Consider the following 22,024-nt stretch of genomic DNA (forward strand, 5'->3'; position numbering starts at 1 on the left):
AGTCCCAAGCCGATTGCGCGTAGGCGCAGACTAACCGCGTGGTCGAGCAGCGGGGTACACGCCGAGCACTTCGACATTCGTGGTGAAATGCTGCAGTTCATCCATCGCGAGCTGCACGTTGCGGTCTTCCGGGTGGCCGACGATGTCCGCGTAGAACTGAGTCGCCGTGAACGAGCCATCAACCATGTAGCTTTCCAGCTTGGTCATGTTGATGCCGTTGGTGGCAAAACCGCCCATGGCCTTGTACAGCGCCGCCGGAATGTTCCGGACCTGGAACACGAAGCTGGTGATCATCCCGTGCTCGCCACGGCGGCTGCGGTCGTCCTCGCGCGACATCACCAGAAAGCGGGTCGTGTTGTCGTCGCTGTCTTCGATGTGGCGCGCCAGCAGTTCAAGGCCGTATATTTCGCCAGCCAGTTCGCTGGCCAGGGCCGCCGAATGTTTCTCACCCGCTTCCGAGACCTCACGCGCCGCACGGGCGTTGTCAGGGCTGACCCGCCCGCGGATGCCATGGGCCTTCAGGAAGCTTGCGCATTGCGGCAACAGCACCAGATGCGAATGGGCTTCGGTGATATCTTCGAGTTTTGCGCCCGGCACGCCCAGCAAGTTGATGTGAACCCGCACGAAGGCCTCGTCCACAATGTGCAGCCCGCTGTGCGGGAGCAGGCGGTGGATATCGGCCACCCGTCCATAGGTGCTGTTCTCGACCGGCAGCATGGCCAGATCGGCCTCGCCCGAGCGCACCGATTCGATTACGTCCTCGAACGTTCGGCAGGGTAGGGCCTCCATATCCGGACGCGCATTGCGACAGGCTTCGTGACTGTAGGCGCCGGGTTCCCCCTGAAAGGCGATGCGTTTGGTCATTTGGTCGATTCCGTGCAACAAGTTCCAGAATTGGGCGTTTCGTCGCGGTGTCTATACCTTGCCTCTTGCAAGGGGAAGCCTTAGACACCCCGAAGACAGCTGAAATGGACTCGCGATCAATGTTCGACACGATGACAGTTACCAAGGCCGCAGCCGGCCTGTTCGGTGCCTTCCTTGTACTCCTCCTGGCAAAATGGGGGGGCGATGTTCTCTACCATGTCGGCGGGCACGGCGAAGCCGCCTATGTTATTGAAACCGAAAGCTCGGGCGAAAGCGCTGACGGCGAAGAGGTGGTCTTTGCCGATCTGCTGGCCGCAGCTGACCCGGAAAAGGGCGCGAAGGTTTTCCGCAAGTGTTCGGCTTGCCACAAGCTGGAAGAAGGCGCCAATGGCACCGGTCCTTACCTGTATGGCGTCGTGGACCGCCCGGTCGCAGCGGCTGCGGGCTTCGGCTACTCGGCGGCGATGCAGTCGCATGGCGGCAACTGGACCCCGGAAGAGCTGGATGCGTTCATTGCAAACCCCAAAGGCTATATCCAAGGCACTTCGATGAGCTTTGCCGGTCTTAAAAAGGCTCAGGAACGCGCAGACCTGATCGCGTACCTGCAGACGATTGGCGGCTGATCTGCCCATCCAGACACCGAAATGCGAAAGCCGCTGCCTTGTGCAGCGGCTTTTTTTGTCTGAGCGAAACTTCACAAAGCGCTCACGCATTCTAAACTTGCAAGTGTCAGTGCTGGGCTTTTAGCTTGCGCACAAGGACATGGACAGAAGACAACATCGAAGGATGACCCGTATGATTTCCCATCTGCCTGGCGCGCGCGAACAAGGTTTTCGTCATTGGGTCGCGGCATTGGGCATTTCGGCGGCGTTGGTTCTGGGGCAGGCGGGGCCAGCCCGGGCCGACGAGGACCAGATCATTCGCAGCCATGGCTACTCGTACTTCGGCAATCTCGACTACCCCGCCGACTACACGCACCTGAACTATGCCAATCCGGATGCACCCAAGGGCGGCGAGCTGTCATTGGCCGCATCGGGCACGTTTGATTCCCTGAACCCATATTCGCGCAAAGGTCGCCCCGGAGCGTTGACGACACTGCAATACGATCGACTGATGGACAGCACCGATGACAGTGTCGGTCAGTACTACGGCGTTTTGGCCGAGAGCCTGGAGTATGACGCCGACCGCAACTGGGTCATTTTCCACCTGCGCCCAGAAGCGACGTTCTGGGATGGCACGCCTGTCACCGCCGAGGATGTGGTCTACAGCCACCGTCTGTTCATCGAACAGGGCCTGCCGTCGTACGCACAGGCCGTCGGGCGGATGGTGACCGGCGCCGAGGCACTGGATACGCATACAGTCAAGTTCACGTTCAATCCCGAATTGACGGCCCGCAGCCGGATCGAAACCGTCGGCGCGACGCCCGTATTCTCGAAAGCGTGGTTCGAGGCCGACCCGTCCCGCCGTCTTGATGAGCCGCGCCTGGAAGTGGCCGTTGGATCTGGGCCTTACAAATTGGACAGCTACGATATCAACCGGCGCATCGTCTACAAACGCCGGGACGACTACTGGGGCAAGGACTTGCCGTTCAACAAGGGCCGGCACAACTATGATACCATCCGAGTCGAGTATTTCGCGGACCAGACAGCCGCCTTTGAAGGCTTCAAGGCAGGCGAATACACGCTGCGGATCGAAAGCGATCCCAAACTGTGGGCGACCGGCTATGACTTCCCCAAGTTGAAAGAGGGCTACGTCGTCAAGGACGCGATTGCGAATGGCAGTCCGCCGACCCCGTCGGGATTTGTGTTCAACCTCGCGCGTCCGCAATTTGCGGACAAGAATGTTCGAAAGGCACTGGCGCTGGCATTCAACTTTGAATGGGCCAATGAGTCTCTGCTGTTCGGGCTGAACTCGCCCCGCGATTCGTTCATCGAAGGCACGCCGCTTGAAGCGATGGATACACCGCAGGGGGCAGAGCTGGCATTTCTGCAGGCTTTGGGCGACGTGGTTCCACCCGAGCTGTTGTCCGAACCGGTGACGACCGTTCACGAATCCAGCCCGGCGCGCCTGAACGATCGGCGCAACCTGCGCAAAGCCTCAAAATTGTTGGACGAAGCCGGATGGCCCGTAGGCGACGGCAACTTGCGCCGCAATGCTCAGGGTCAGACCCTGCGGGTGAACATCCCCTATCCGTCCAACCTGCCGACATCGACAGCCACGATGATCGAGACCTTTGTCCAAAACCTCCAGGCACTGGGCGTGGATGCGTCGGCCGAAAAGGTCGATCCGGCGCAGTACACCCTGCGCAGCCGCGAGCGTGACTATGACATGGTTTATTCAACACGCTATGGCGCGTTCCTGTCCACTGGCGGTGGCCTCAGTCAGATGTATGGCTCGAAAGAGGCCGAGTTCAGCCTGTTCAACCCGGCAGGCCTTGCCAGCCCGTTGGTGGACGCCATCATCGAGGCATCTTTCGCGACCAACAATCAAACTGATCAGGACGCAGCGCTTATGGCCTTGGATCGCGCCTTGCGCTATGAGTTCTTCATCATACCGGATGGGTATATCGCGGAATACTGGACAGCCTACTACAACATGTACGAATACCCCGATCAGTTGCCGCCCTATGCGCTGGGATACCTTGATCTGTGGTGGATCAATCCCGAAAAGGAAGCGGCCCTGAAAGCAGAAGGCGCGCTGCGTTAACATGGGCGCATATATTCTTCGACGCCTGTTGCTGGTCATTCCGACCCTTCTGGGCATCATGATCGTCAACTTCACGCTGGTGCAGTTCGTGCCCGGCGGTCCGGTCGAGCAGATCATCGCCCAGATCGAAGGGCAGGGAGATGTATTCGCGGGTTTTGCGGGGTCCGGTGACGCGGGTGCCGGGGCCGAACCCGCCGGTGGCGTTTTCGATGACAAATACGTGGGCGCCCGCGGCCTACCGCCGGAATTCATCGCCGAACTGGAGAAAGAGTTCGGCTTCGACAAGCCGCCGGTCGAGCGGTTCCTGAACATGATGGGCAACTATCTGACGCTGGATTTCGGCGAAAGCTACTTCCGCTCGGTCTCGGTGATCGACCTGGTGCTGGAAAAGATGCCGGTCTCGATCTCGCTGGGCCTGTGGTCGACGCTGATCGCCTATCTGGTCTCGATCCCGCTGGGCATCCGCAAGGCGGTCAAGGATGGTTCACGCTTTGACACATGGACCAGCGCGACCATCATCGTGGCCTATGCGATCCCCGGCTTCCTGTTTGCGATCCTGCTGCTGGTGCTGTTTGCGGGCGGCTCCTACTGGCAGATCTTCCCGCTGCGCGGGCTGACCTCGGACAATTGGGAAGACCTCAGCCTGCTGAGCAAAGTGGCCGACTACTTCTGGCACATCGCCCTGCCGACCATCGCACTTACGATTTCCGCGTTTGCCACGCTGACGCTACTGACCAAGAATTCGTTTCTGGACGAGATCAAAAAGCAATACGTCATGACCGCCCGCGCCAAGGGGCTGAGCGAGCAGCGCGTTTTGTACGGCCACGTATTCCGCAACGCGATGCTGATCGTGATCGCCGGTTTTCCGGCGGTGTTCATCGGCGTGTTCTTCGGCGGGTCGATCATCATCGAGACGATCTTCTCGCTTGATGGTCTGGGCCGTCTGGGCTTTGAGGCCGCAGTGGCGCGCGATTATCCGGTAATCTTCGGGACGCTGTTCATTTTCGGTCTGCTCGGTCTGGTCGTCGGCATCATCAGCGACCTGATGTATGTGCTGGTCGATCCGCGCATCGATTTCGAGAAACGCGAGGGGTAAATGGCACTTTCTCCTCTGAACCAACGTCGCTGGCGCAATTTCTGCCGCAACCGCCGGGCCTTCTGGTCGCTGATCATCTTTTCGGTGCTGTTCGGTCTGTCGCTGTTCGCGGAATTCATCGCCAATGACAAACCGATCCTTGTGAAGTATCGGGGCGAGTTCTTTACGCCCATCTTCAACTTCTACGCCGAGACCGAGTTCGGCGGCGACTTCCAGACCGAGGCGATCTACCGCGACCCCGAGGTCCGTTGCCTGATCGACAGCGGCGGGCTGGAAGACTGTTTCGATGACCCCGAAGGCATCATCGAGCAAATCAAGGCGGGAACGTTCCAAGCCGAGGGTTTCGAGCGTGGCTGGGCCATCTGGCCGCCGATCCCCTATTCCTACAACACCAGCGTCGACCGTCCCGGAGCCGCGCCCCTGCCGCCCAACGGGCAGAACCTGCTGGGCACCGATGACACCAAGCGCGACGTGCTGGCGCGTGTCATCTATGGCTTCCGCCTGTCGATCCTGTTCACCCTGATCGTCACCGGCGCGGCCAGCCTGATCGGCATATTCGCCGGCGCGTTGCAGGGCTTTTTTGGCGGCTGGCTGGATCTGATCTTCCAGCGCATCATCGAGATCTGGTCATCCACCCCGTCGCTTTATGTCATCATCATCATGTTCGCGGTGCTGGGGCGCAGCTTCTGGCTGCTGGTGATCCTGATGGTGCTGTTTTCCTGGACAGGCCTGGTGGGCGTAGTGCGGGCCGAGTTCCTGCGCGCCCGCAACCTGGAATATGTGCGCGCGGCCAAGGCGCTGGGCGTAGGCAACCTGACCATCATGTTCCGCCACATGCTGCCCAACGCGATGGTGGCCACGCTGACCTTCATGCCGTTCATCGTGACCGGCACGATCGGCGGGCTGGCCAGCCTCGATTTCCTGGGCTTTGGCCTGCCGTCCTCGGCGCCATCGCTGGGTGAACTGACCCTTCAGGCCAAGCAGAACCTGCAGGCGCCGTGGCTGGCCTTCACCGCCTTTTTCACCTTTGCCATCATGCTGTCGCTGCTGGTCTTCATCTTCGAAGGCGTGCGTGACGCGTTCGACCCGCGAAAGACCTTCTCATGAGCTTGCTGGATGTCAAAAACCTGAAGGTCTCGTTCCGTCAGGACGGGCAGGTGACCACGGCGGTTCGGGGCGTGTCCTTCCATGTCGATCGCGGGGAAACCGTGGCGCTGGTAGGCGAATCCGGGTCGGGCAAATCGGTCACTGCGCTGTCCACCGTGTCGCTGCTGGGCGACAGCGCGATCGTCGAAGGGTCGGTCACCTATGACGGTCAGGAGATGATCGGCGCATCCGAGCAGCGTCTGATGAAGGTGCGCGGCAACGACATCAGCTTCATCTTTCAGGAGCCGATGACCTCGCTGAACCCGCTGCACACGATCCAGAAGCAGATGGCGGAGTCGCTGGCCCTGCACCAGGGGCTGACGGGCGACGCGGCGCGGGCCCGGATCGTCGAATTGTTGAACAAGGTCGGCATCCGCGACCCCGAGGAACGGCTGGACGCCTATCCTCATCAGCTGTCCGGCGGACAGCGGCAGCGAGTGATGATCGCCATGGCGCTGGCCAATCAGCCCGACATCCTGATCGCGGACGAGCCGACCACCGCGCTGGACGTGACCATTCAGGCGCAGATCCTCGAACTGCTGGCCGAGCTGCAGAAATCGGAAAACATGGGGATGCTGTTCATCACCCATGATCTGGGCATCGTGCGACGCATCGCCGACCGGGTCTGCGTGATGAAGGATGGCGAGATCGTCGAGACCGGCCCTGTGGCCGAGATCTTCGACAACCCTCAGCATCCTTATACCCGCAAGCTGCTGGCGGCCGAACCCACGGGCATACCCGACCCGATCGACCCCGCGGCCGAAGAAGTGGCCCGGACCGAGCATCTGAAGGTCTGGTTCCCGATCCAGCGCGGATTCCTGAAACGCACGGTCGGCTATGTGAAGGCGGTTAACGACGCCACACTCAGCGTGCGGGCGGGCGAAACGGTGGGGATCGTAGGCGAAAGCGGCTCGGGCAAGACCACGCTGGCGCTGGCGATCATGCGGCTGATCGCTTCCGAGGGCGGGATCACCTTCCGCGGGCAGGATGTGCGCCGCTGGTCCACGCGTGAACTGCGCCGCCTGCGCAAGGACATGCAGATCGTGTTTCAGGACCCGTTCGGCAGCCTCAGCCCGCGTATGACCTGCCAGCAGATCATTGCCGAGGGTCTGGCGATCCACAAGGTTGATCCGCACCGCGCCCCGCGCGAGCTGGTGGCCGAGGTGATGACCGAGGTGGGCCTGGACCCGGCGGCCATGGACCGCTACCCGCACGAGTTTTCGGGCGGGCAGCGCCAGCGCATCGCGATTGCCCGCGCCATGGTGCTGCGGCCCAAGCTGTTGGTGCTGGACGAGCCCACCAGTGCGTTGGACATGACGGTACAGGTGCAGATCGTCGAACTGCTGCGCGACCTGCAGAAGAAATTCGGGCTGGCCTACCTGTTCATCAGTCACGACCTGAAGGTGGTGCGGGCGATGTCACACAAAGTGATCGTCATGCGCAACGGAGACGTGGTCGAGATGGGCGCTGCCGAAGACCTCTTCGTCAACGCCCAGGATGACTATACCCGCGAACTGATCGCAGCGGCGGGCTAGGCGTTGGCCGCTTCGCGCGCCGCCGATTTCGGCACCGGGCCGCGAAGCTCTTCATAGTGGTCGAACTGCAGCTTGACCCAGCCGGTCCCGCGCGTGGCGCTGGCCAGCGTGCGGTGCAGCTCGTCCTCGGCCACGGCGGGCAGTTTGGCGTTGAAGATTTCCCAGCCCGGCGCGTTCGGGTTGCCCTCGAACCCCAGGACCTGCCCCTGAAGCGAACTGATCGTGGGCACCAGATCGCCCACGAAGGCCGACGGAACATGGATCTCGGCATTCAGGATCGGCTGCAACACGACGGGTTTGGCCTGCGGCAAGGCCTCGCGCACGGCGTTTTTGCCGGCCGTCCGGAAGGCAAAATCGGAACTGTCCACGTTGTGATGCTTGCCGTCATGCAGCGTGACCTTCACATCCACCACGGGAAAACCCTCGGGGCCCTGCGCCAATGCATCGACCGCGCCTTGTTCGACTGAGGGGATATAGTTCTTGGGCACCGCCCCGCCCTTGACCACCTCGTCGAACTGAAAGCCAGATCCGCGCGGTAGCGGCGCGACCGAGATCACCACGTCTGCGAACTGCCCCGCGCCGCCGGATTGCTTGCGGTGGCGGTGCCGGTGTTCGACGGTGGCGCGGATGGTCTCGCGATAGGCAGTCTCGACCGGAGAGGTTTCGATCTCGATCCCGAAATCCTCGGCCAGCTTGGCGATCACCCGACGCATGTGCTGCGGCCCTTGCGAGCCGAGAACGGCATGGCCGCTCAGCTCGTCCTGTTCCAGCGTCAGGCCCGGGTCGATCTCGACCAGCCGGGACAGCGCGTTGGACAGGCGCACGTCGTCGCGTTCATGGGCCGGCGACACCACCTGCCGATGGGCGACCGGATGCGCCGTGGCCCAGTCCGGCAGCGGCGTGGAGTCACTGCTGTCATAGATATTGCCGGGGTTGAGGTGGTCGGATTTCACCGCCAGCCCGATCTCGCCGGCCTTCAGCCCGTCGATCTGGGTTTTGGCGTCCAGCGCGGTCAGGTTGCCAACGGTTTCGCCGCCCAGCGGGTCATGCGCCTTGATCCCGTCGCCCAGCCCCCGCAGGACGATGATCTTGCCGATGTGCTTCTTGACGTCGGCAAACCCGGCGATGGCGCGGGCGGCCTCGGGCGCCGCGTCCCGGTCGGCGGCGATGTCGAACTCGGGCGCCTCGTGCCGCAGGGCCTTCATCAGGCGGGTCAGCCCGTTGCCATGGCTGGCCGCGCCCAGGCAGGCCGGGATCAGCTGGTGGTTCTGCAACACCTGCGCTGCCAAGTCATAGATCTCGGCGCTAGGCGGCTGTTTGTCCTCGATCAGCTGCTCGAGCAGGTTGTCGTCGAAATCCGACAGGGTTTCGAGCAGCTCGGTGCGGGCTTCGGCCTCGCGATCGGCCACCGATTGCGGCAGCTCGATCAGCGCCGAGGGCTGACCTTCCTGATATTTCCACGCGCGCTCCGAAATCAGGTCGACGGCCCCGATGATGGTTTCGCCTTCACGGATCGGAACCTGCCGCAAGGTGATGTGATGGCTGCAATAGGTCTGCAGCGCGGCGATGATGTCGCGGATGCGGCCGTTGGGGTTGTCCATCCGGTTGATGAACAGAAAGCAGGGAATGCCCGCCTCCTCGACCAGCCGCAGATAGGGGGCGCATAAAACCGCCGCGTCCGGGTCCGGCGGGACAACCACCACCGCCGCGTCGGAAATGGCCATGGCGGGCCCGGCATAGGCCAGCGCATCGCCCCCGCCGTCGACATCTATCGCGCACCACGGTTCGTCCAGATATGAAAAACCGTGCAGATGCACGGTTCCGGACAGGTCGAATGTGGTGGGCCGGCCATCAAGGCGACTGATGGCCTCGAGCAGTGTTGTCTTGCCCGATTGGCTGGGGCCGAGGACGGTGAAAACGCGCATGGGTGCTGTCCCTTCGTCAAGTTGCAGAGTGGTTGCACGAAAGGCGCTGTCGGACGCGGATGCGCCGGCGAGTTTTGTCTGAATGATGGCCTGCCTCGGCGTCGGGCGGCCTGCCGCCCGTCTTCCGAGTGTGGGGAAAACCCACCGCGCGCGTCAACCCCCCGCTTTTTTGCATTGTGGCGACTGGCCGGCATGCGGCCTGCCGCCTGTCGTCAGATCGCCGAGCTGTGGCCCGCCTTGCTCAGGTCATAGGCGTCGAAGGTGCGGGCGATCATCCGGGTCAAGGCGCGCGCCTCGGGCGGGATGAACAGCCCGTCATCGGTGACTTGCAACAGCCCGTCGAAGGCGTCATTGGCGCGCTGGTACATCGCCGTCAGCTCGGCCGCTGAGATGTCGTGGTCGCGCAGGATTTCTGCCGTTTCGATGCGGAAGTCGCACATCAGGGCCTCGATCAAACGGGCGCGCAGAATGTCCTGATCCTTGAACAGATGCCCGCGCGAGGTCGAGAACCGGCCATCGCGCACCGCTTTGGTATGGGCCGACGTGGCTGGCGCGTTCTGCGCATAGCCCTGCGGGAAGCGCGAGATCGAGCTGGCGCCGACGCCGATCAGAACCTCGGCCTGGTCGTCGGTGTAGCCCTGGAAGTTCCGCTTGAGCCGCCCGGCTTTCAGTGCATGGGTCAGCCCGTCATCCCTGGTGGCGAAATGGTCGATGCCGATTTCTTCGTAATTGTCCCACAGGAACAGGCGGCGGGCGGTATCGAACAGATCAAGCCGCTGTTCCGGCGTCGGCAGGGCGTCGGACGGGATCAGCTGCTGGCGTTTCGCCATCCACGGCACATGCGCGTAGCCATACAGGGCCACCCGGTCGGGGTTGAGCGACAGCAGCTTTTGCACGCTTTCGGTCATCCGCGCCTTGGTCTGGTGTGGCAGTCCATACAGGATGTCAGCGTTCAGGCTGGGCACGCCGCGCTCACGGATCATGTCGATCGCTTCGCGGGTGGTGTCATAGCTCTGGATGCGCCCGATCGTCTTCTGGATCTCGTCGTCGAAATCCTGAACCCCGATCGAGGCGCGGTTCATCCCGGCCTCGGCCAGCGCATCCAACCGGGCGGCATCCACCTCGTTGGGGTCGATCTCGACCGAGAATTCCGCGTTGTGTCCCAGTGGGACAATTCCCAAAATATGCGCGGCCAGTTCGCGCATCAGGTCGGGGTTCAGCAGCGTGGGCGTGCCCCCGCCCCAATGCAGGCGCGACAGGGTCACTCCGCTGGGCAGGCGCGAGGCCAGCAGGTCCAACTCGGCCTTGAGGACATCGACATAGGCGATGACCGGGTTGTCGGTCTGGGTGCCCTGGGTGCGGCAGGCGCAGAACCAGCACAGCCGGCGGCAGAACGGCACATGGACATAGAGCGAGATCGAACTGCCCGGCCGGATGGCGGAAATCCAGTCGCCAAACATGTCGGGCCCCACGTCGTTGTTGAAGTGGGGGGCGGTCGGATAGCTGGTATAACGCGGTACCTTCGCGTCAAATAGTCCAAGCTTTGCCAATTGAGGTTTTACTATCATGACGACACCGGTATAGGCTCGACGACCAGAAAACCTTGACCGAGATCAAGTGGACGCGCGCATGACTCTGAATACCCTTGTTGACCACTCCAATTGCGAAGACTGCCCAATTCGGCATCGAGCCGTTTGCGCGCGCTGCGATGCGGACGAGTTGGTCGCTTTGGAAGAGATCAAGTATTACCGCAGCTTCGAGGCCGGTCAGACGATCATCTGGTCGGGCGATCAAATGAATTTCGTCGGCTCGGTCGTGTCCGGGATCGCGTCTCTGACCCAAACCATGGAGGACGGGCGCACCCAGATGGTGGGCCTGCTGCTGCCCAGCGACTTCGTAGGGCGGCCGGGGCGCGACTCGGCGCCTTATGACGTGCAAGCCACCACCGACGTGGTCATGTGCTGTTTCCGCAAGAAACCGTTCGAGGACCTCATGGGCCGCACGCCGCATATTGCCCACCGCTTGCTGCAGATGACGTTGGACGAGTTGGACGCGGCGCGTGAATGGATGCTGGTTCTTGGCCGCAAGACCGCGCGCGAGAAGATTGCCAGCCTGCTGTCGATCATCGCGCGTCGGGATGCGTCTGCAAGCCAGAAGGGTTCATCCGGCCCAATCGTCTTCGACCTGCCGCTGACCCGCGAGGCGATGGCCGACTACCTTGGTCTGACGCTGGAGACCGTCAGCCGTCAGATATCTGCGCTGAAAAAGGATGAAGTGATCCTGCTGCAGGGCAAGCGCCACGTGACCGTTCCAGATATCGGCCGCCTGATGGAAGAGGCCGGGGATGATTCGGACGGCGGGTTTCTGGTCTAAGCGGTTTTTCTGAGCCACTCGACAACGCGCCCAACCGGTGTCTGCGATCGGACCGCACGTGGCGACCACAGCTTGAGCCTGTCGGGAAGAGTGACCACCGTTTCGAACGGAGCCACCAGTCGGCCGCTGTCCAGATGCGGCTGGACCAGCGACCTGTGTCCCATCAACACTCCCGCACCGTTCAGCGCTTCTTCGACGGCCAGCGCGTACAAAGAGAAGACCGGCCCGCGGGGTGTGAACGCCCATCCGGGTCGCGCCGCGGCCACCCAGGTTTGCCAATCGTCGAACCAGGTAGAGTCGGACAGGCAGGTCACATTCGCCAGGTCCTCGGGCGTAGTCAGGCGATGCGCCAAGGCCGGCGCGCAAACCGGAAAGATGGCGTCTTCGGCGATGGGGTCCCCCAAGTCTCCGCCAAAAAACAGGTAGATGTCGAAGGGCGCGCGCTTGAGGTTGGGCGGGGTTTCCTCGGCAGTGAGCGAAACTTCGATCTCGGGCTCTGCGGCTCGAAGTTCGGGCAACCTTGGCGACAGCCACAGCTGTGCAATCGAGGGTAGCGTCACGATATGCACCACCTGCGGCTGTGCCTGGGCGCGCATGGACAATGTGGCTTGTCCCAAGGTGTCGAAGGCCTTGGTCAGGTCCGGCAACGCCTTGTGCCCCAGCGCGGTCAGGGCAACGCCTCTTGCGGTGCGCTCGAAAAGGGGCGCACCCAGTTCGTCTTCCAACGTTTTGACATGGGCTGATATCGCCCCTGCGCTGACGCCAAGTTCCGTAGCCGCCGCCGAGAACCCGCCCAGGCGGGCAGCGGCCTCAAACGCCCGCAGCGCGTTCAGAGGTATGGGTTTGGGGCGCGGTGGAGCAACGGGCATGGATTTAGGCTCAATTTTCCTGACCCTAATTTTTCGGAAAACTGATTTGCGCGCAAGTCAGGATCTTTGCATCGTTGGCCGCAAAGACGGAGGATCAGATGCAGCACCTTGCTCACCGTGCCTGGGTTCCGGGCCACTGCGAAAACCTTGTTCAGACCATCGCCCGGAAGGTTGCCGACAGCAGCTCGGAGGCGATTGAGGCCCGGATCGACGCGCTGATCGCGCGAAACTCGGATATTCATGATGCCGAGTGTTTCAATCTGAACCCGGCGACGAATGTCATGAATCCAAGGGCTGAAGCTGCACTCGCCGCGGGTCTGGGCAGTCGTCCATCTTTGGGCTATCCGGGCGACAAATACGAGATGGGGCTTGAGGCCATCGAGGAGATCGAGGTGATCGCGGCCGAGCTTGCGGCCCGCGTGTTCAACGCGCGATACGCCGAAATCCGGGTCGCATCCGGCGCCTTGGCCAATCTGTATGGCTTCATGGCTCTGACACGGCCCGGCGATACGATCATCGCGCCGCCGGCAGCGATCGGCGGGCACGTGACCCACCATGAGGGTGGCTGCGCAGGGCTTTATGGGCTGCAAACGATCAATGCACCAGTGGATGCGGACGGATACAGTCTGGATCTGGCCGCGCTGCGCGACATGGCCAGAACGCACCGACCCCGGCTGATCACTGTTGGTGGCTCGCTGAACCTGTTTCCGCATCCTGTGTCGGCCGTGCGCGAAATTGCCGACGAAATCGGGGCCAAGGTTCTGTTCGATGCGGCCCACCAATGCGGGATCATTGCCAGCGGGGCTTGGGCGAATCCGTTGGATGAAGGCGCGCATCTGATGACGATGAGCACCTACAAAAGCCTAGGCGGCCCTGCGGGTGGGCTGATCGTCACCAACGACGTCGAAATTGCCGAACGGCTGGACGCCATCGCATTTCCCGGAATGACGGCCAATTTCGATGCCGCGAAATCGGCGGCTCTGGCAATTTCGTTGCTGGACTGGGTCGACTGCGGGCCGGCCTATGGGCAAGCGATGATCGATCTTGCGCAGGCAATTGCCAGCGAGATGGAAGATCAGGGATTGCCAGTGTTCAAGGGGGCTGGTGGCGTCACCACCTCGCACCAATTCGCGCTGAAGGCCGCCGACTATGGGGGCGGGCAGGCGGTGTCAAAACACCTGCGGCGGGCTGGATTTTTGGCATGTGGTATCGGTTTGCCGATCGCCTCGGTTGCGGGTGACATGAACGGATTGCGGATCGGAACGCCCGAGTTGGTCCGGCGGGGCGTGACCCCCGAACATGCCGGAGAACTTGTGGCCCTGTTCACCGAGGCGCTGTCGGCGGATGATCCCGCATCGGTTGCGCCCAAGGTGAGGGATCTGCGATCCGGGTTCCAGGGGATGCACTACGTTCGTGCGTGACCCAACGGCCCGGCCGTGTTCTAATGCCTTTGCGTGAAACAATATTCAGGAGCAAGGCATGGAATTCAGTAGCCTATTGGCAATGCTGATCATCGGCGCGATCGCGGGCTGGTTGTCGGGCAGGATCATGAAGGGGCGCGGCTTTGGCGTGATCGGGAACATCATCGTCGGGATCGTTGGCGCTTTTCTCGCCGGAACGATTTTTCCCGCGCTCGGGTTTTCCGTCGGCGGCGGCATGGTGTCGTCGATCTTCTTTGCAACGATCGGAGCCGTCATCCTTCTGTTCCTGATCGGTTTGGTCAAAAAGGTCTGACGAAATAACCGCCCCGTCTGGGGCGGTTATTTCTTTTGCCGTGCCCGCAGTTCAGTGGGCCAGGAAAACCGGAACCGAGGACTGTTCCAACATGTTCCGTGTCGCGCCACCCAGAATGGCCTCGCGGAACCGCGAGTGACCATAGGCGCCCATCACGATCATGTCGGCTTCGACGTCTGCGGCGTGACGGTTCAGAATGTCGGACACACGCGTCATCGTCTTGCTCAGCACGTCGATTTCGCATTTCACGCCATGGCGGGACAGCATTTGCGACAGCATACCGCCCGGGTCCGAGCGATCAGGGCCGTGACGCGGCGGGTCGATCACGACGATCCGGGTCAGTTCGGCCGCCCGCAGGAACGGCAGCGCGCGCCGAATGGCATTCATCGCCTCGACACTCTCATTCCAGCCGATCAGCACCGTCCGAGGGCTGGCGAATGGTTTCGCCTCATCCGGTACCACCAGAACCGGGGCGTGACCCTCGAACATGGCGGCCTCGATGATCGGTTCGGCCTCGGCGCCGCGATCTTTGCCATAGGGCTGCGGCAAAACGACAAGGTCCGAGAAACGGGCCCGGTGCGCGACGTGCCGCCCCAAGTCGGCGATCTGCGCCACGCCGTTTTCAGCGGACCAGCGTACGCCCGACTTGCCCAGGAAATCCTCGGCAAAGGTAAGCACTTCATCGGCCTCGGCATTTGCGCGCTTCAAGGTCTCCTGAAGGATCAGGGCGTTTGCGCCCGCGTAGTAGTAGCCGGTCTGGCTACGGTCGACACCGAGGCACAGCGCTTCGGCATGGCCGTCCTGCGCTTCGGCCAAGGCGACCAACTGGGCCAGAGCCGGCTTGGCAAACTTGGTTTCCGTCATGACGGTGAGAAGAGATTTATAAGCCATTTCGACCTCGTGTTTCGGGTTCTGAAACCTGTGCGACCAGGTAACCCATTCATTTGCTTATGCCTGTCACAGTTTTCAGGCTATTGTCTTGATGCAGATCAAAGCAGCATTGGTTGTGCATGGATCATACAGCAACCAGTCAACGAAAGCTCCATGCGGCACAAGAATCGCCCGGAGCATGGCAAAGGGACGCAATATGTCGAATTACATCAAGCTGATCGCGCTTGGTCTGGTCGTGCTGTTCGCAGCGATCGGATCCAACTATGCGCGGGATTTGGCGTATCAGGTGCACGCGATACTGGTGATGCTCATCGCCGGTGGCCTGTTCATCTGGACGCTGCGAAACACGGATGAGCCGGATATTCTTGTCGATCGTTCGGGTGAGTACATGGATGGCGTGATCCGCTATGGCGTGATCGCAACCGCCTTTTGGGGTGTCGTAGGGTTCCTGGTGGGAACCTTCATCGCGTTCCAGCTGGCCTTTCCGGTGCTGAACTTCGAATGGGCGCAGGGGCTTCTGAACTTTGGCCGGTTGCGCCCGCTGCACACATCAGCGGTCATTTTCGCGTTCGGCGGCAACGCCCTGATCGCCACATCCTTCTACGTCGTGCAGCGCACAAGCGCCGCGCGTCTGTGGGGCGGAAACCTTGCCTGGTTCGTGTTCTGGGGCTATCAGCTGTTCATCGTTCTTGCCGCGACCGGCTATGTGTTGGGCGGGACCCAGTCCAAGGAATATGCCGAGCCTGAATGGTATGTGGACCTGTGGCTGACCATCGTCTGGGTGGCCTATCTGGCCGTGTTTCTTGGGACGATCGTCAAGCGGAAAGAGCCCCACATCTATGTGGCGAACTGGTTCTACCTTGCGTTCATCGTTACCGTCGCGATGTTGCACCTTGTCAACAACATGACCATTCCAGTCAGCATCTGGGGTTCGAAATCGGTCATCGTCTGGTCGGGCGTTCAGGATGCCATGATCCAGTGGTGGTATGGGCACAACGCCGTGGGCTTCTTCCTGACCGCGGGCTTCCTGGGCATGATGTATTACTTCATTCCCAAGCAGGCCGAACGTCCGGTCTTCAGCTACAAGCTGTCGATCATCCACTTCTGGGCACTGATCTTCCTGTATATCTGGGCCGGTCCACACCACCTGCACTATACCGCGCTACCTGACTGGGCCTCGACGCTGGGCATGGTGTTCTCGGTCGTGCTGTGGATGCCTTCGTGGGGTGGCATGATCAACGGTCTGATGACCCTGTCGGGCGCTTGGGACAAGCTGCGCACCGACCCGGTCATCCGGATGATGGTGATCTCGGTCGGTTTCTACGGCATGTCCACCTTCGAAGGCCCGATGATGTCGATCCGCGCGGTGAACTCGCTGTCGCACTACACCGACTGGACCATTGGCCACGTGCACTCGGGCGCGCTGGGTTGGAACGGCATGATCACCTTTGGTGCGCTGTACTTCCTGGTGCCGGTTCTTTGGAAACGTGAGCGTCTGTACTCGCTGCAGATGGTCAGCTGGCACTTCTGGCTCGCCACCATCGGCATCGTGCTCTACGCCGCGTCGATGTGGGTCACCGGTATCATGGAAGGCCTGATGTGGCGCGAAGTGGATGCCAACGGTTTCCTGGTGAACTCGTTCGCCGACACCGTGGCGGCCAAGTTCCCGATGTATGTGGTGCGTGCGCTGGGCGGTGTTCTGTTCGTCGCTGGTGCGCTGATCATGTGCTACAACCTGTGGATGACCGTCCGGCGGGCCCCGGCCAAAGAGGCCAGCCTGACCGTCGCGGTCCCGGCTGAGTAAGGAGGGCCGGAGCAATGGCAATTCTCGACAAACACAAGATCCTCGAGACCAACGCGACCCTCCTGCTGATCTTCAGCTTCCTGGTCGTGACCATCGGTGGCATCGTTCAGATCACCCCGCTGTTCTACCTTGAGAACACAATCGAGAAGGTGGAGGGCATGCGCCCTTACACCCCGCTCGAGATGGCGGGGCGTGAGATCTACATCCGCGAAGGCTGCTATGTTTGCCACAGTCAGATGATCCGCCCGATGCGGGACGAGGTCGAGCGCTATGGCCACTACTCGCTGGCGGCCGAGTCGATGTACGACCACCCGTTCCAGTGGGGGTCCAAACGCACCGGGCCTGATCTGGCTCGTGTGGGTGGCCGCTACTCGGATCAATGGCACGTGGACCATCTGCGTGATCCGCAATCGGTGGTGCCGGAATCCGTGATGCCGAAATACGGCTTCCTGGAAAACCGCAAGATCGACGGCCGGTATATCGGTGACATCATGGCCACCAATGCGGTTTTGGGCACGCCTTATACGGACGAGATGCTGGAAAACGCAGTTGCCGATTTCCGCGCGCAGGCCGATCCGGACAGCGACTATGACGGGCTGCTGGAGCGTTATGGCGAAAACGTCAACGTGCGCAACTTCGATGGTCAGCCGGAACTGACCGAAGCCGATGCGTTGGTTGCATATCTGCAGATGCTGGGAACGCTGGTCGACTTCTCGACCTTCACCCCGGATGCAAGCCGCTAAAGGAGGGTGTGATGGAAGAATACACGATCCTGAGGCAATTCGCGGATAGCTGGATGCTGCTTCTGTTGTTCGCCTTCTTTGTCGGCATCGTCATCTGGGTGTTCCGCCCCGGTGCCAGCAAGGAATACAAGGACACCGCAAACATCCCGTTCCGGCATCAAGACAAACCCGCCACATCCGAGGAGGCGCGGAAATGAGCAAGACACCTGAAAAACAGCCGGGTGATCCCAAGACGACCGGTCACAGCTGGGATGGCATCGAGGAATTCGACAACCCGATGCCGCGTTGGTGGTTGTGGACCTTCTACGCGACCATCTTCTGGGGTGTGATCTACACGATCATGTATCCGGCGTGGCCGCTGGTGCAATCTGCAACCGCCGGTGTGCTTGGCTGGTCCTCGCGCGAGCTGGTGCAGAAGGAGATGGTTTCGTTTGAAGAGGCCAACGCTCCGTGGAATGCCAAGCTGGTCGAGACACCGCTGGATGATATCGCCAAGGATGCCGAGCTGCAGCAATATGCGGTCAACGCCGGTGGCGCCGTGTTCCGTACCTGGTGCGCTCAGTGCCACGGTTCGGGCGCGCAGGGCGCAAAGGGTTTCCCGAACCTTCTGGACGACGCCTGGCTGTGGGGCGGCACCTTGGATGACATCGTCACCACGGTCAGCTACGGCATTCGCAACGAAGAAAGCGACGACGCGCGCTACTCCGAAATGCCGGCGTTCGGCGAGATCCTCGAGTCCGAGGAAATCACCCAGGTCGTGCAATATGTGATGTCGCTGACCAACGCCCAAACCGACGATGCTGCGGCGCAGGCGGGCAAGGTTGTCTACGAGGACAATTGCTCGGCGTGTCACGGCGAAGACGGCAAGGGCGATATCGCGCAGGGCGCACCGAACCTGACGGATGCGATCTGGCTGTATGGCGGCGATGAGAAAACGCTGACCGAAACGGTGACCTACAGCCGGTTTGGCGTCATGCCCCCCTGGGATACGCGTTTGACCGAGGCGCAGATCCGCGCCGTGTCGGCCTATGTCCACCAGTTGGGTGGCGGTCAATAAGATCCAGGAACACCTTCGGGCGGCGTGCCGCCCGAAGGCCTAGGTGCCGGCTGTTCCATCTGTTCGCGCGTTTCCTGAACAGCCGGCACCGCATTTTCCGAAAATAGTGCTGACAATGGCCCCGGTCCAGCGCGGGCACGCAAACTGATCCTAAAGGTTGCGCGGATCCAACTCGCGGCTCTTGCTGACCCACCAGTGTCCGGCGGGCAGCCATCTTTTCCTTTTTGGCGCATTCGGTTTGGGCGCGTCGCGCAGCTTGGGGGCGTTCAACCGCGTGGCGGTCATGAAGGAAGCAGCGTAGATGTTCAGCATGGTCTTTCTCCTGATGCGATGAACTCGGGTTCCAGCATCGGCTCTTGACCGGATATTTGCGACTCAATTACCGTGTTCAGATGTAAGCAGAGGTTACATATGGACTGGCTGAACCTTCCGCCACTATCGGCGCTACGGGCTTTCTCTGCTTTTGCCGAGCACAGAAATATCGTCAAGGCCGGCGATGCGTTGAATGTAAGTCATGCCGCCATAAGCCAGCAGTTGCGCGCGCTTGAGGCGCATCTGGGCGTGACCCTGTTGGACCGGTCGGGCAAGACTCTGGTCCTGACGTCGGATGGCGAACACCTGGCCCGCAGCGTTCAGCTGGGGTTTGGCGCCATCCATGCGGCGGTCTCGGACCTGGTGAACGCGGGCGAGGATCGGCCGGTACACGTTTCGCTGACCTCCTCATTTGCAGCTTCATGGCTGATGCCGCGGTTGCCGATTTTCCGGTCGGATCACCCCGGGATCGATCTGACCTTGGACCCGTCACCGGAACTGGTCGATCTGCGCCCCGGCGGGGTGGATGTCGCGATTCGATACGGGGCAGGCGGTTGGCCGGGCGTCCGGTCCGAGATGTTGTTGAAAACCCCGATGGTCATCGTTGCCGCGCCCAGTCTTCTGGGTTCCAGGTCCGAGTGGCCGGCGGCTGATCTGGCCCGTTTGCCTTGGCTGGAAGAGGTGGGCACGACCGAAGCCAGCACATGGCTGGCACAACATGGGGCGGCCATGGACCCCGGCGCTGGACGGACCAGTCTGCCGGGCAATCTGGTCCTTGAGGGCGTGCGCGCGGGGCAGGGGGTCACGGTGACGGTGCGACATTTCGTCGAACGTGATATCGTGGCCGGAAGACTAGTTGAACTTCATGTCGCACCGGACGCCCGAGGCTACCACATCGTGACGGCGCAAACGCCGCAGAGAAAGGCGGTTAAGACGTTCGTCGGGTGGCTGAAACGCCAAGCGAACCAGGTGTGACAAAAGGTGTCTGCGCGATGCGCTTTTGACCCATGTCAAAGTTGTCCGGTGTATGATCTGGAACAAGTCGCCCGACCAACAGCAAGATCCGGAGCCATGCCGTGAGCGATCACACCCCAGCCCCCAGCCTTTACGCCGCAAGGGAACCGATCTTTCCACGGCGCGTTTCCGGCAAGTTTCGGAACCTCAAATGGATCATAATGGCCGTCACGCTTGGCATCTATTATGTGACGCCGTGGATCCGGTGGGATCGGGGGCCTAGCCTTCCGGATCAGGCGGTGCTGCTGGATCTTGCGAACCGCCGCTTTTACTTCTTCTGGATCGAGATCTGGCCACACGAATTCTACTTTGTGGCCGGTCTGCTGATCATGGCCGGCTTGGGCCTGTTCCTGTTTACGTCGGCCTTGGGGCGGGTGTGGTGCGGCTATGCCTGCCCACAGACGGTTTGGACCGACCTTTTCATTCTGGTCGAGCGCTGGATCGAAGGCGATCGAAACGCCCGCCTGCGCCTGCATCGTCAGAAGAAGCTGGATTTCCGCAAGGCTCGCTTGCGATTGACCAAATGGGTGGTCTGGTTCCTGATCGGTCTGGCGACCGGCGGGGCCTGGGTGTTCTATTTCGCGGATGCGCCGACCCTTGCGCGGGACCTTGTGACCGGCAACGCTCATCCGATCGCCTATACCACCATGCTGGTTCTGACCGGCACGACCTTTTTCTTCGGCGGGTTCGCGCGAGAGCAGATCTGCATCTATGCCTGTCCGTGGCCGCGAATTCAGGCGGCGATGATGGACGAGGACACGCTGGTGGTTGGCTACCGAGAATGGCGGGGCGAGCCGCGCGGCAAGGGCAAACGGACGGCCGACTCTGAACTGGGCGACTGCATCGACTGCATGGCCTGCGTCAATGTCTGCCCGGTCGGGATCGACATCCGTGATGGCCAACAGCTGGAGTGCATAACCTGCGCGCTGTGCATCGATGCCTGCGACGACATGATGGCCAAGATCGGCAAGCCGCGCGGTCTGATCGACTATATGGCGCTCAGCGACGAAACGCGTGAACGCGCGGGCCACCCCCCCAAAAATGTGTGGAGGCACATCCTGCGGCCCCGGACGATCATGTATACCGCGCTTTGGTCTTTGGTGGGTTTTGGCCTTCTGTTTGCGTTGTTCATCCGATCGGATATCGATCTGACGGTGGCGCCGGTGCGCAATCCGACATTCGTGACCATGTCCGACGGTTCGATCCGCAACACCTACGACGTGCGGTTGCGGAACAAACATGGCGAAGACCGCCTGTTCAAACTGTCTCTGGTCGGTGACCCAAGCCTGCAGGTTCAGATTGAAGGAACGGAACTGGATACGGTAAATGTAACTGCGGACACGGCACAGTTGACCCGGGTCTACATCGTCGCCGCGAAAGATACAGCGCCCGCAATGGCTGAAACGACACCGGTCCGGATCTGGGTCGAAGACCTGCAAAGCGGCGAGCGCGCCTACAAAGACACCACGTTCAACGGGCGGGGGAACTGAATAATGGCCGAGCGCAAATTCACCGGAAAGCACGCTCTTGCGGTTTTTGTCGGGGCCTTCGGGGTCATCATCGCAGTCAATCTGGTGCTGGCCTACAAGGCAGTCGCGACATTCCCCGGGCTCGAGGTCAAGAACTCCTACGTTGCCAGTCAGGAGTTCAATGAAAAGCTGCAGGAGCAGCAGTCTCTGGGCTGGGGTGCAGAGGTGGAAACCAAGGGCGGCCTGCTGATCCTTCGCATCACGGATGCGCAAGGCGTGCCTGTGCGGGTGGCCGAACTGCAGGCCGTGGTCGGCCGCGCAACTCATATGCGCGAGGATTTTTCGCCGGACTTCACCTTTGACGGTGTGGCGTATTCCACCCCGGCGACGCTTGGAAAAGGCAACTGGAATGTCCGTATTGTCGCGCGCGATGCGGACGGCGCGGAATTCAGTCGGCGCATTCCGTTGTACATCAAGGGTTAGGCT

The 22,024-nt window shown here is 61.4% G+C and carries 21 protein-coding genes; 15 read left to right on the forward strand and 6 right to left on the reverse strand.

Annotated elements, in window-relative coordinates; all coding sequences use genetic code 11:
• Window positions 1-30 precede the first annotated feature (30 nt).
• Complete coding sequence (locus AC2FNZ_RS17645) at window positions 31-864, reverse strand: prephenate dehydratase (protein WP_093964319.1); 834 nt, start codon at window positions 862-864, stop codon at window positions 31-33.
• Window positions 865-983: 119 nt separating this feature from the next.
• On the opposite strand from AC2FNZ_RS17645, the gene AC2FNZ_RS17650 reads away from it, so the two are divergent.
• The 5 genes from AC2FNZ_RS17650 to AC2FNZ_RS17670 all read left to right on the forward strand — a co-directional run bounded on the left by AC2FNZ_RS17650 (window position 984) and on the right by AC2FNZ_RS17670 (window position 7,347).
• Window positions 984-1,487 carry a c-type cytochrome gene (locus AC2FNZ_RS17650; protein WP_170341467.1) on the forward strand — a complete coding sequence of 168 codons (504 nt, stop codon included), beginning with the start codon at window positions 984-986 and terminating at the stop codon, window positions 1,485-1,487.
• Between the two features lie 172 nt (window positions 1,488-1,659).
• Window positions 1,660-3,570, forward strand: a complete 1,911-nt coding sequence (locus AC2FNZ_RS17655; RefSeq protein WP_496841423.1) for an extracellular solute-binding protein — start codon at window positions 1,660-1,662, stop codon at window positions 3,568-3,570.
• 1 nt (window position 3,571) lies between these two features.
• The gene (locus tag AC2FNZ_RS17660) at window positions 3,572-4,666 is read left to right on the forward strand and encodes a microcin C ABC transporter permease YejB (protein WP_496841424.1); all 1,095 of its coding nucleotides are present in this window, start codon (window positions 3,572-3,574) and stop codon (window positions 4,664-4,666) included.
• Complete coding sequence (locus AC2FNZ_RS17665; protein WP_496841425.1) at window positions 4,667-5,773, forward strand: ABC transporter permease; 1,107 nt, start codon at window positions 4,667-4,669, stop codon at window positions 5,771-5,773. It begins immediately after the preceding gene.
• The gene (locus AC2FNZ_RS17670; RefSeq protein ID WP_496841426.1) at window positions 5,770-7,347 is read left to right on the forward strand and encodes an ABC transporter ATP-binding protein; all 1,578 of its coding nucleotides are present in this window, start codon (window positions 5,770-5,772) and stop codon (window positions 7,345-7,347) included. Before AC2FNZ_RS17665 ends, AC2FNZ_RS17670 begins: the two co-directional genes overlap by 4 nt.
• On the opposite strand, the gene AC2FNZ_RS17675 is transcribed toward AC2FNZ_RS17670, so the two are convergent.
• Together AC2FNZ_RS17675 and hemN are read right to left on the reverse strand one after the other, a co-directional pair.
• Entirely contained in the window at window positions 7,344-9,272 is a 1,929-nt protein-coding gene (locus tag AC2FNZ_RS17675) for an elongation factor G (protein ID WP_496841427.1), read from the reverse strand. The genes AC2FNZ_RS17670 and AC2FNZ_RS17675 overlap by 4 nt on opposite strands.
• A gap of 212 nt (window positions 9,273-9,484) precedes the next feature.
• Complete coding sequence (hemN, locus tag AC2FNZ_RS17680) at window positions 9,485-10,840, reverse strand: oxygen-independent coproporphyrinogen III oxidase (protein WP_496834333.1); 1,356 nt, start codon at window positions 10,838-10,840, stop codon at window positions 9,485-9,487.
• 61 nt (window positions 10,841-10,901) lie between these two features.
• Here hemN and fnrL point away from each other — a divergent pair, with 61 nt between their 5' ends.
• The gene (gene fnrL, locus AC2FNZ_RS17685; RefSeq protein WP_170341416.1) at window positions 10,902-11,645 is read left to right on the forward strand and encodes a transcriptional regulator FnrL; all 744 of its coding nucleotides are present in this window, start codon (window positions 10,902-10,904) and stop codon (window positions 11,643-11,645) included.
• Here fnrL and AC2FNZ_RS17690 read toward each other — a convergent pair.
• Window positions 11,642-12,514 (reverse strand): LysR family transcriptional regulator, encoded by an 873-nt coding sequence (locus AC2FNZ_RS17690; protein ID WP_496841428.1) that lies wholly within the window; start codon window positions 12,512-12,514, stop codon window positions 11,642-11,644. The two genes, fnrL and AC2FNZ_RS17690, sit on opposite strands and share 4 nt — an antisense overlap.
• 98 nt (window positions 12,515-12,612) lie before the next feature.
• On the opposite strand from AC2FNZ_RS17690, the gene glyA reads away from it, so the two are divergent.
• The gene (gene glyA, locus AC2FNZ_RS17695) at window positions 12,613-13,935 is read left to right on the forward strand and encodes a serine hydroxymethyltransferase (protein ID WP_496841429.1); all 1,323 of its coding nucleotides are present in this window, start codon (window positions 12,613-12,615) and stop codon (window positions 13,933-13,935) included.
• Window positions 13,936-13,993: 58 nt separating this feature from the next.
• Window positions 13,994-14,248, forward strand: a complete 255-nt coding sequence (locus AC2FNZ_RS17700; RefSeq protein WP_093964328.1) for a GlsB/YeaQ/YmgE family stress response membrane protein — start codon at window positions 13,994-13,996, stop codon at window positions 14,246-14,248.
• A gap of 51 nt (window positions 14,249-14,299) precedes the next feature.
• Here the strand turns inward: AC2FNZ_RS17700 and AC2FNZ_RS17705 are convergent, their stop codons facing one another.
• Window positions 14,300-15,139, reverse strand: a complete 840-nt coding sequence (locus AC2FNZ_RS17705; RefSeq protein ID WP_093964329.1) for a universal stress protein — start codon at window positions 15,137-15,139, stop codon at window positions 14,300-14,302.
• A gap of 196 nt (window positions 15,140-15,335) precedes the next feature.
• Here AC2FNZ_RS17705 and ccoN point away from each other — a divergent pair, with 196 nt between their 5' ends.
• From ccoN to ccoP, 4 genes are read left to right on the forward strand one after another with little or no spacing between them, the layout of a single operon-like run.
• Window positions 15,336-16,943 carry a cytochrome-c oxidase, cbb3-type subunit I gene (ccoN, locus tag AC2FNZ_RS17710; RefSeq protein WP_093964421.1) on the forward strand — a complete coding sequence of 536 codons (1,608 nt, stop codon included), beginning with the start codon at window positions 15,336-15,338 and terminating at the stop codon, window positions 16,941-16,943.
• 14 nt (window positions 16,944-16,957) lie between these two features.
• Entirely contained in the window at window positions 16,958-17,686 is a 729-nt protein-coding gene (gene ccoO, locus AC2FNZ_RS17715) for a cytochrome-c oxidase, cbb3-type subunit II (RefSeq protein WP_093964330.1), read from the forward strand.
• Window positions 17,687-17,697: 11 nt separating this feature from the next.
• On the forward strand, window positions 17,698-17,883 hold the full coding sequence (locus AC2FNZ_RS17720; RefSeq protein ID WP_093964331.1) for a cbb3-type cytochrome c oxidase subunit 3: 186 nt from the start codon (window positions 17,698-17,700) through the stop codon (window positions 17,881-17,883).
• Complete coding sequence (gene ccoP / locus AC2FNZ_RS17725) at window positions 17,880-18,743, forward strand: cytochrome-c oxidase, cbb3-type subunit III (protein ID WP_170439677.1); 864 nt, start codon at window positions 17,880-17,882, stop codon at window positions 18,741-18,743. The genes AC2FNZ_RS17720 and ccoP overlap by 4 nt, the downstream gene beginning before the upstream one ends.
• A 150-nt stretch (window positions 18,744-18,893) precedes the next feature.
• On the opposite strand, the gene AC2FNZ_RS17730 is transcribed toward ccoP, so the two are convergent.
• Window positions 18,894-19,055 carry a hypothetical protein gene (locus tag AC2FNZ_RS17730; protein WP_170364352.1) on the reverse strand — a complete coding sequence of 54 codons (162 nt, stop codon included), beginning with the start codon at window positions 19,053-19,055 and terminating at the stop codon, window positions 18,894-18,896.
• Window positions 19,056-19,154: 99 nt separating this feature from the next.
• Between AC2FNZ_RS17730 and AC2FNZ_RS17735 the strand changes: the two genes are divergently transcribed.
• The 3 genes from AC2FNZ_RS17735 (at window position 19,155) to AC2FNZ_RS17745 (ending at window position 22,021) form a co-directional block, all read left to right on the forward strand.
• Window positions 19,155-20,030, forward strand: a complete 876-nt coding sequence (locus AC2FNZ_RS17735; protein WP_496841430.1) for a LysR family transcriptional regulator — start codon at window positions 19,155-19,157, stop codon at window positions 20,028-20,030.
• Between the two features lie 101 nt (window positions 20,031-20,131).
• Window positions 20,132-21,559, forward strand: a complete 1,428-nt coding sequence (ccoG, locus tag AC2FNZ_RS17740) for a cytochrome c oxidase accessory protein CcoG (RefSeq protein ID WP_496841431.1) — start codon at window positions 20,132-20,134, stop codon at window positions 21,557-21,559.
• A gap of 3 nt (window positions 21,560-21,562) precedes the next feature.
• Window positions 21,563-22,021 carry a FixH family protein gene (locus AC2FNZ_RS17745; RefSeq protein WP_496834324.1) on the forward strand — a complete coding sequence of 153 codons (459 nt, stop codon included), beginning with the start codon at window positions 21,563-21,565 and terminating at the stop codon, window positions 22,019-22,021.
• The last annotated feature ends 3 nt before the right edge of the window (window positions 22,022-22,024 follow it).

Source organism: Ruegeria sp. SAZA006, from assembly GCF_059613465.1.

Coding starts and splice junctions, on each gene's coding strand:
- AC2FNZ_RS17730 (WP_170364352.1), bottom strand. CDS start 19,055: ATGCTGAACATCTACGCTGCTTCCTTCATGACCGCCACGCGGTTGAAC.
- ccoN (WP_093964421.1), top strand. CDS start 15,336: ATGTCGAATTACATCAAGCTGATCGCGCTTGGTCTGGTCGTGCTGTTC.
- AC2FNZ_RS17690 (WP_496841428.1), bottom strand. CDS start 12,514: ATGCCCGTTGCTCCACCGCGCCCCAAACCCATACCTCTGAACGCGCTG.
- AC2FNZ_RS17705 (WP_093964329.1), bottom strand. CDS start 15,139: ATGGCTTATAAATCTCTTCTCACCGTCATGACGGAAACCAAGTTTGCC.
- ccoP (WP_170439677.1), top strand. CDS start 17,880: ATGAGCAAGACACCTGAAAAACAGCCGGGTGATCCCAAGACGACCGGT.
- AC2FNZ_RS17665 (WP_496841425.1), top strand. CDS start 4,667: ATGGCACTTTCTCCTCTGAACCAACGTCGCTGGCGCAATTTCTGCCGC.
- glyA (WP_496841429.1), top strand. CDS start 12,613: ATGCAGCACCTTGCTCACCGTGCCTGGGTTCCGGGCCACTGCGAAAAC.
- AC2FNZ_RS17720 (WP_093964331.1), top strand. CDS start 17,698: ATGGAAGAATACACGATCCTGAGGCAATTCGCGGATAGCTGGATGCTG.
- AC2FNZ_RS17645 (WP_093964319.1), bottom strand. CDS start 864: ATGACCAAACGCATCGCCTTTCAGGGGGAACCCGGCGCCTACAGTCAC.
- AC2FNZ_RS17655 (WP_496841423.1), top strand. CDS start 1,660: ATGATTTCCCATCTGCCTGGCGCGCGCGAACAAGGTTTTCGTCATTGG.
- AC2FNZ_RS17670 (WP_496841426.1), top strand. CDS start 5,770: ATGAGCTTGCTGGATGTCAAAAACCTGAAGGTCTCGTTCCGTCAGGAC.
- AC2FNZ_RS17650 (WP_170341467.1), top strand. CDS start 984: ATGTTCGACACGATGACAGTTACCAAGGCCGCAGCCGGCCTGTTCGGT.
- AC2FNZ_RS17660 (WP_496841424.1), top strand. CDS start 3,572: ATGGGCGCATATATTCTTCGACGCCTGTTGCTGGTCATTCCGACCCTT.
- AC2FNZ_RS17735 (WP_496841430.1), top strand. CDS start 19,155: ATGGACTGGCTGAACCTTCCGCCACTATCGGCGCTACGGGCTTTCTCT.
- AC2FNZ_RS17675 (WP_496841427.1), bottom strand. CDS start 9,272: ATGCGCGTTTTCACCGTCCTCGGCCCCAGCCAATCGGGCAAGACAACA.
- fnrL (WP_170341416.1), top strand. CDS start 10,902: ATGACTCTGAATACCCTTGTTGACCACTCCAATTGCGAAGACTGCCCA.
- hemN (WP_496834333.1), bottom strand. CDS start 10,840: ATGATAGTAAAACCTCAATTGGCAAAGCTTGGACTATTTGACGCGAAG.
- ccoO (WP_093964330.1), top strand. CDS start 16,958: ATGGCAATTCTCGACAAACACAAGATCCTCGAGACCAACGCGACCCTC.
- AC2FNZ_RS17745 (WP_496834324.1), top strand. CDS start 21,563: ATGGCCGAGCGCAAATTCACCGGAAAGCACGCTCTTGCGGTTTTTGTC.
- AC2FNZ_RS17700 (WP_093964328.1), top strand. CDS start 13,994: ATGGAATTCAGTAGCCTATTGGCAATGCTGATCATCGGCGCGATCGCG.